6 protein-coding genes are annotated in these 7,204 nt (G+C 74.4%); 3 read left to right on the forward strand and 3 right to left on the reverse strand.

Features of this window, described 5'->3' with window-relative positions:
* Positions 1-233: 233 nt before the first annotated feature.
* Both E1292_RS48705 and E1292_RS48710 read right to left on the reverse strand, forming a co-directional pair.
* Positions 234-1,910 carry a SulP family inorganic anion transporter gene (locus E1292_RS48705; RefSeq protein ID WP_132606609.1) on the reverse strand — a complete coding sequence of 559 codons (1,677 nt, stop codon included), beginning with the start codon at positions 1,908-1,910 and terminating at the stop codon, positions 234-236.
* 155 nt (positions 1,911-2,065) lie between these two features.
* Positions 2,066-3,016, reverse strand: a complete 951-nt coding sequence (locus tag E1292_RS48710; RefSeq protein WP_246090981.1) for an AraC family transcriptional regulator — start codon at positions 3,014-3,016, stop codon at positions 2,066-2,068.
* Positions 3,017-3,086: 70 nt separating this feature from the next.
* Here E1292_RS48710 and E1292_RS48715 point away from each other — a divergent pair, with 70 nt between their 5' ends.
* Together E1292_RS48715 and E1292_RS48720 are read left to right on the forward strand one after the other, a co-directional pair.
* Positions 3,087-3,932, forward strand: coding sequence for an SDR family oxidoreductase (locus E1292_RS48715; protein WP_132606605.1), 846 nt, complete (start codon positions 3,087-3,089; stop codon positions 3,930-3,932).
* On the forward strand, positions 3,929-4,339 hold the full coding sequence (locus E1292_RS48720; protein WP_132606606.1) for a nuclear transport factor 2 family protein: 411 nt from the start codon (positions 3,929-3,931) through the stop codon (positions 4,337-4,339). The genes E1292_RS48715 and E1292_RS48720 overlap by 4 nt, the downstream gene beginning before the upstream one ends.
* A gap of 71 nt (positions 4,340-4,410) precedes the next feature.
* On the opposite strand, the gene E1292_RS48725 is transcribed toward E1292_RS48720, so the two are convergent.
* A complete protein-coding gene (locus E1292_RS48725) occupies positions 4,411-5,013 on the reverse strand; it encodes a TetR/AcrR family transcriptional regulator (protein WP_132606607.1) in 603 nt (200 codons plus the stop codon).
* A 66-nt stretch (positions 5,014-5,079) separates the two neighbouring features.
* Here E1292_RS48725 and E1292_RS48730 point away from each other — a divergent pair, with 66 nt between their 5' ends.
* Complete coding sequence (locus E1292_RS48730; protein ID WP_132606608.1) at positions 5,080-7,059, forward strand: HelD family protein; 1,980 nt, start codon at positions 5,080-5,082, stop codon at positions 7,057-7,059.
* Positions 7,060-7,204: the final 145 nt, after the last annotated feature.

The following is a 7,204-nucleotide window of genomic DNA, read 5'->3' on the forward strand; positions in this document are numbered from 1 at the left end:
CGCCCTCTCGCCTGACCGGCCGGGCCGACCATCGAGCCGGGCACCGAGCCGACCACCGGGCCGGGCACAGCTCCGATCCCGGGCCCGACCCCGGCTCCGACCACGCACCCGCCCCTAGCTCCCCGGCGGCGCCCGCCACCGCCGCGAGAGCGGGCAGGGAACCCGGCCGGTGCGGCGCGGGGACGCGGAGGCGTTCAGGTGGGCGATGGCGGGGAGTATGGCGGGGCGCGAGGTCAGCCGGCCAGGCCTGGGAGCACGCCGGCGTGGTGGAGGCGGTCGCGGGCGGCCGTGATGGCCTCGCCGGTCGTCGGGTACACCTGGCCGGCCCTGGCCAGGCGGCCGGCCACCCCGAGTGCCTCCAGCGGCTGGTGGTGGCGGTCGGGGATGCCCGAGACGTACACCATGATGCCGCGGCGCTCGAGGTGTTCGATGGCGTCGGCGAGGGCGAGCGCCCCGCTGGCGTCGATGGTGGTGACGCGGGACATGCGCAGCACCACGACGGACACGCCGCTCACTTCGGAGAGCGTCAGCAGGAAGCGGTGTGCGGCCGCGAAGAACAGCGGCCCGTCGAGGCGGTAGGTCACGATGTGCTCGGTGAGCAGGGCGTGCTCGGCCACGGGGTGCAGGTCGTGGCGGAGCGGCTCCAGGTGCAGGCGCGCGTTCCTGGCGACGGCCCGCAGCGCCAGCGCCCCGGCCGCGATCAGGCCGAGGACGACGGCCACCACCAGGTCGAGAGCCAGCGTGGCGACGGCGGTCAGCACCAGCACCACGGCGTCGCCACGCGTGGAGCGGAACATGGCTCTCAGTGTCCCGACCTCCACCATGCGTATCGAGGTGGCGACCAGCACGCCGGCCAGCGCGGCCAGCGGAATCCGGGAGACGAGCCCGGCCGCGCAGTAGACGATGACGGCGAGGATGGCCGCGTGCGCCAGCGCCGCCAGCCGGGACCCGGCTCCCGCACGGACGTTGACCACGGTGCGGGCGATCGCGCCCGTGGCGGGAATGCCGCCGAACAGCGGGGCGACGAGGTTGGCGACGCCCTGGCCGAACAGCTCCCTGTCGGGGTCGTGCCGGTGGGTGCCGCTCATGCCGTCGGCGACGGCGGCCGACAGCAGGGTCGAGAGCGCCGCCAGGGCGGCCACGGCGACGGCCGGCGCCATGAGGGACGGCAGCGCCCCCGGGTCGAGGAACTCCAGCGACGGCGCGGGCAGCCCGGCCGGCAGGTCGCCGATCCTGGCCAGCGGCAGCTCGGCCAGCTCGGCGATGACGGTGGCGGCGACCACGGCGAGCAGCGAGAACGGCACGGCGGGCCGCAGGCTCGCGCCCACGATCAGCGCCGCGGCGACGGCCACGGTGACGCACATGGCCCACCAGTGCGGTCCGGCCAGGAAGCGCACCAGGGCGTGCCAGGCGGCGACCGCGACCGTGTCGCCGCCCCCGGCGGGCACGCCGAGGGCGTGGGGGACCTGCTGCAGGCCGATGACGAGGGCGATGCCGACGGTGAAGCCCGCCACGACGGGGGCGGGCACGAGCGCGATGTACCGGCCCGCGCGCGCCAGGGCCAGAGCGATCAGCAGCACTCCGGCCATCAGCCCGACCGCCAGGACGCCGGGTATGCCGTGCGCGTGCACGATCGGCACGAGGACCACCGTCATCGCCCCGGTCGGGCCGGTCACCTGGAGGTCCGACCCGCCGAACAGCGCGGCCAGCACTCCGGCGACCACGGCGGTGGCCAGGCCCGCCGCCGCGCCTGCGCCGGAGGAGATGCCGAACCCGAGGGCCAGCGGCAGAGCCACGATCGCCACCGTGAGACCGGCGAGCAGGTCGCGGCGGGGCGTCCGGCCCATGGCGGCCAGCGCGGCGCGCTCGGGCAGCACGGAACGTGCCCGCGTCCATCCGCGGGACACCATTCCGCCGATCACTTACCGCCACCTTCCGATCCGTTTCCGTAGCCGACGGTGGGCAGGGGAGGTCCGCTCACAAATCAGTCCTTTCAGGTAAGAGCCCGGCTCGCGATATCCCGTATCGCCTTGACTCCGAAAAGGTCAAGGGGCGGTCATGATATCTACCAGAAACCCTTCCCACCTGCGCGGACGTCGGCGTTCTTGCGAAATTCGCCGGGCGTCAAACCATGCCATTGCTTGAAAGCCAGATGAAAACCAACCGTCGACTGATAACCGACGCGCCGCGCGATCCGGCTGTGCGGGAGGGTGCTCTCGGCGAGAAGCCGCGCGGCCTCCTGCATCCTGCGGGCGGTCAGGTGCCGCATCGGCGCCTCGCCGACGAGCTCGCGGAAGGCCGCCGCGAACGCCGAGCGCGACAGTCCCGACTCCTCGGCCAGCGACTCCACCGTCCAGGGCTCGGCGAACCTGGTCTGCACGGCCAGCAGCGCCGCCCCGACGGCCGGATGCCGCAGGGCGCGCAGGATCGGCTCGCCCTCGGACAGGTTGGCCAGGGCCGCGCGCAGGGCGAGCACGAAGGCCAGCTCGAAGGCGCGCAACGCGACGATCTCCAGCCCGGGCTCCCCGCCGTCCCAGCCTCCGGCCAGCCGGTCCAGCATGTCGCCGAGCAGCGACTCGCCGGCGATCGCCGCCCGGTCGAGCACGAGCATCTGCGGCAGCGCCCGGTAGAGCGGGGCCGCGGCGGCGGCGTCGTAGTGCAGCCCGCCGCAGAGCACGGCGGTCAGCGGTCCCGGGCCGTCGATCGACACCCTGCGCGCCAGGCCAGGCTCCCGCCCGGGGAGCAGGCTGTCCAGCGGTACGGCGGGGCTGCCGGGCGCGTCGCCGAGCCGGTGGCCGGTGCCGTGCGGGAAGACGGCCAGCTCCCCCGCGCCCAGCAGCACCGGCTCGGCCCCCGGCAGCTCCACCGTGCACGCGCCTTCACTGATGTAGTGCAGCAGGGCGCAGTCTTCCCGCTCGCCCGTCACGCCCCACGGCGCGCGGGCCGTCCAGCGGCTGCGGAACACCCCGCGCAGGCGGAGCGGCCCCAGCAGCTCGCTCAGCAGGTCACCATCCACCGGACGATCCTTAAATATTGGGAGATGTTCCTTTATAGAGCGTATTGCCGCACGCCGGAAGGATGTACCTATGAGATTTCTGGTGATCGGCGCCTCGGGCGCCCAGGGCGGCGCCGTCGCCCGCCGGCTGGTCGCGGCGGGGCACGACGTCCGCGGCTTCTCCCGCACCGCGAACGTCCCTGAAGGGGTACGGCCCTTCCCCGGCGACCTCGGGGACGCCGTGCGGGTGAAGGAGGCGTTCGAGGGGGTGACGCACGCGTCGGTGGTGCTGCCCATGGAGTTCGACCCCGCCACGGTCTCCGCCTACGTGCGCCACGTGATCGGCGGCGCCCGGGCCGCCGGGGTGCGGCGGCTGGTGTTCAACACGGGCAACCGGCTGCCCGCCCGCGAGACGGGCGTGGCCGCGTTCGACACGCGCAGGACCGCGGCGGCGGCCCTGCTGGGCAGCGGCCTGCCGGTGGTGGTGCTGCGCCCGCCTCTCTACGCCGACAACCTGCTGGCGCCCTGGGTGTCCGGCCCGCTCGCGAGCTCGGGCGTGCTGCGGTACCCCGTGCCCGCGCGGGTCGCCGTACCGTGGCTGACGCACGACGACCTGGGCGCGGCGACGGCCGCGGCGCTCACGCGCGACGGCCTGGACGGGCTCACGCTGGACGTGGGCGGGCCGCGGGCGCTGACGGGGCATGAGCTGGCGGCGGCGTTCGGGCCTCAGGTGCGGTACGAGGAGCAGGACGTGGACGCGTTCGAGGCGGACCTGGCGCGGATGGCGGGCACGCAGACGGCTGCCGGGGTCGCCGGCACCTACCGGTGGATCCGCGACACGGAGGGCTTCTTCGCCACCGCCCACGACGCCGGTGAGCGGCTGGGCGTCCCTCTCACGCCGCTGCGCGACTGGATCGCCGCTCGGAGCATGTCATGACGGACGCCGAGCGCGAGGTGATCCGCCTGCACCGGGTGATCGAGGCGTGGCTGACCGGGACGGCGGACCGGGCAGACTTCGTGTCCTTCACCGGGGCGCTCGCGCCGGACTTCACCCTGGCCGGCCCCGACGGCGTGGCGATGACACGGGAGAAGGTGCGGGCCTGGGTCGAGGGCTCCCACGGCAGCGCGCCGGACCTCAGGATCACCATCCGCGATGTCCGCGTGGTGGCCGACTCGGGCGATCTCGTGGTGGCGACCTACGAGGAGTGGCATGGGACGGCTGCCGGCGGGCACGCGCCGTCCCCGGCCGCGCGGGGGCGCCGGGCGACGGTGGTGTTCCGGCGCGGCCCGGGGCTGCGCTGGCTGCACCTGCACGAGACCTGGCTGGCGGCTCCGCCCGGCTGAACCCGCGCGGGCAGCGGGCCGCAGCGCGGGCACGGGTCACAGCGGGGCAGGGGTCACAGCGCGGGCACGGGTCACAGCGCGGGCAGCAGCGAGAACGCCCGCCCGGCCGCGCGAACCGCCTCGGCCTCGACCTCTCCGAGCGGCCGTCCCCCGGCCAGCTGCTCCCAGGTGCGCCGGGCCAGCACCCGCTGCGTGGCCAGCACCTGCCCCGCGAGCAGTCCCGCGGTCAGGTCGTCGGTCGTCTCGGCCAGCGCCTCGGCGAGCGCCCGCTCTTCGAGCGCCATGTGCTGCAACAGCCGCGCCGCCAGGCCCGGCGTGAAGAACACCATCCGGTGGTAGGCCACCACCTCGGGGTCGTCGTTCAGCCCGGTGACGGGGTCGTGCCGGGCGAGCCCGTCGAGGAAGTGGCGGCGCAGCGCCTGCACCGCCCCCTCGCCCTCCGCGCGCCGCCGCACCACGCGCGCCGCCTCCCCGCGGTGGTCGGCGATGCGGTGGAGGGCGAGGTCCTCCTTCGTCGCGAAGTACTTGAACAACGTCGGCTTCGACACACCGGCCGCCGCCGCGATCTCCGTCACGGGCACCTCGTCGAAGCCGCGCTCCAGGAAGAGCGCGATGGCCGCCGTCGAGATGGCATCGTGCACCCGCTGCCGCTGGAGCTCTCGCAGTCCCGTCATGAGCACACCCTACCAAAATGTTAACCTGGTCAATCTCTTAACCGAGTTAACACTTTGGGAGGTGCGATGGGCACGCTCGACGACGAGAGACGGTACGTCGAAGAGTGCAGGACCGGACTGCGCAGGATGGTGCGAGGCGCGCGCGACAACGTGATCGTCGGCGAGACCGTGGCCGGCGACCGCTACAGCGCGGAACGGCTGGGACGCCACCTCAAGAGCCTGGCCAACGAGCTCGGCGAGGAGCCCGAAGGGCCGCCGTTCTTCGGGCGGCTCGACTTCGGGCCGGGCTCGGCCGAGCACCGCGGCCGCGCGTACCACATCGGCCGGCGCCACATCACCGGCGAGCACGGCGGCCCGCCCCTCGTGATCGACTGGCGCGCGCCCGTCTCGAGGGCCTTCTACCGGGCCGGCGCCCGCGACCCCCAGGGCGTCGCGGTGCGCCGCCGCTTCGGCTGGTCGGGCACCACCCTGACGAGCTTCGAGGACGAGCGGCTCGAACAGGGCGAGGAGGGCGGGAGCAGGATCCTCGCCGCCGAGATCGAACGCCCCCGTGTGGGCCCCATGCGCGACATCGTCGCCACCATCCAGCCCGAGCAGGACGACCTCGTACGCGCCGAGCTGGACACCTCGATCTGCGTCCAGGGCGCACCCGGCACCGGCAAGACCGCTGTCGGGCTGCACCGGGCCGCCTTCCTGCTGTACGCGCACCGCCGGCGCCTCGAACGCTCGGGTGTGCTGGTGCTCGGCCCGAACCGGGCCTTCCTCGGCTACATCTCCGCCGTCCTGCCCGCGCTCGGCGAGGTGGACGTCGAGCAGACCACGCTGGAGCGGCTGCTCGGCGCCGTGCCCGTCACCGCGACCGACAGCGAGGAGGCCGCCGCCGTCAAGCATGACGCCCGGATGGCGACGGTCCTGCGCAAAGCCCTGTACGGGCGGATCGGCAAGCCGGTCGAGCCGGTCGTCGTGCCCGACGGCTCCTACCGGTGGCGGGTGTACGAGGACGAACTGCGCCGGTTCGTGGACGACACCCGGCGCGAGGCGCTCCCGTACGCCGTCGGGCGGGAACGCGTACGCGCGAGGGTGGTCGAGTCGATCCGGCGGCAGGCCGAGACCCGCGGCCAGACGCCGAACGCGCCCTGGCTCCGCAGGATCGGCCGCGGCGTCACCTCGTCGCTCGACGTGCTCTGGCCCGCCGCCAGGCCCGTGGAGGTCCTGTACGAGCTGCTGCGCGGCCCAGGATCGGGCCCCGATCCGGCCGCGGGCGTGCTGTCGGACGCCGAGCGCGCCGCCATCACCTGGGACAGGCCGCCCCGCAGCGTCAGGAGCGCCACGTGGTCGGTCGCCGACCTGGTGCTGCTCGACGAGCTCGCCGGGCTCATCGAGCGCCCGCGCGGCTACGGGCACGTCATCGTGGACGAGGCCCAGGACCTGTCGCCCATGGAGTGCCGGGCGGTGGCCAGGCGCAGCGAGCACGGCTCGCTCACCGTGCTCGGCGACCTCGCCCAGGGCACCACCCCGTGGGCCGCCACCTCGTGGCGGGAGCGCATGGGGCTGCTCGGCAAGCCGGACGCCCGGGTCATCGCCCTGACCACCGGCTTCAGGGTGCCCGCGGCGGTGGTCGACCTGGCCAACACGCTGCTGGCGGCGCTCGACGTGGAGGTGCCGGCGACGCGCTCATACCGCGCCGACGGCCGGCTGCGGGTGACCCGGGTGGCGAAGCCGGCCAAGGGCGTGGTGGCGGCGGTCCGCGAGGCGCTGGCGTTCGAGGGCTCGATCGGGGTGATCGCGGCCGGCGCGGACGTGGAGGAGCTCGCGTCGGCGCTGCGGGACGAGGGCGTCGACGCGGGCGAGCGGCTGACGGTGCTGCCCGCCGCCATGGCCAAGGGCCTGGAGTACGACCACGTGATCGTGGCCGAGCCCGCCGCCATCGCCGAGGCGGAGCGGCGCGGGCTGAACCGCCTGTACGTCGCCCTCACCCGGGCCGTCTCCCGGCTCGACGTCGTGCACGCGCGTCCGCTGCCTCCCCAGCTCACCCGGCCCCGCTGAGGCCGCAAGGATGCTGATCCTGCTCACCGGCTCGACAGGGCCGCCGTATCGGGGTGTGATGTGGTTCACGCCTCCGAGAGGAGCCAGCGCAGTGACGTCTCCCCCTGAGCCGCCCCACGGCGACGCTGTCGCTTATACACATCTG

It is taken from the genome of Nonomuraea deserti (assembly GCF_004348685.1).
Lineage (GTDB): Bacteria > Actinomycetota > Actinomycetes > Streptosporangiales > Streptosporangiaceae > Nonomuraea > Nonomuraea deserti.

Excerpts from the sequence above, each read along its gene's own strand:
- E1292_RS48705 (WP_132606609.1), bottom strand. The coding sequence starts at position 1,910 with ATGGTGTCCCGCGGATGGACGCGGGCACGTTCCGTGCTGCCCGAGCGC.
- E1292_RS48715 (WP_132606605.1), top strand. The coding sequence starts at position 3,087 with ATGAGATTTCTGGTGATCGGCGCCTCGGGCGCCCAGGGCGGCGCCGTC.
- E1292_RS48720 (WP_132606606.1), top strand. The coding sequence starts at position 3,929 with ATGACGGACGCCGAGCGCGAGGTGATCCGCCTGCACCGGGTGATCGAG.
- E1292_RS48725 (WP_132606607.1), bottom strand. The coding sequence starts at position 5,013 with ATGACGGGACTGCGAGAGCTCCAGCGGCAGCGGGTGCACGATGCCATC.
- E1292_RS48730 (WP_132606608.1), top strand. The coding sequence starts at position 5,080 with ATGGGCACGCTCGACGACGAGAGACGGTACGTCGAAGAGTGCAGGACC.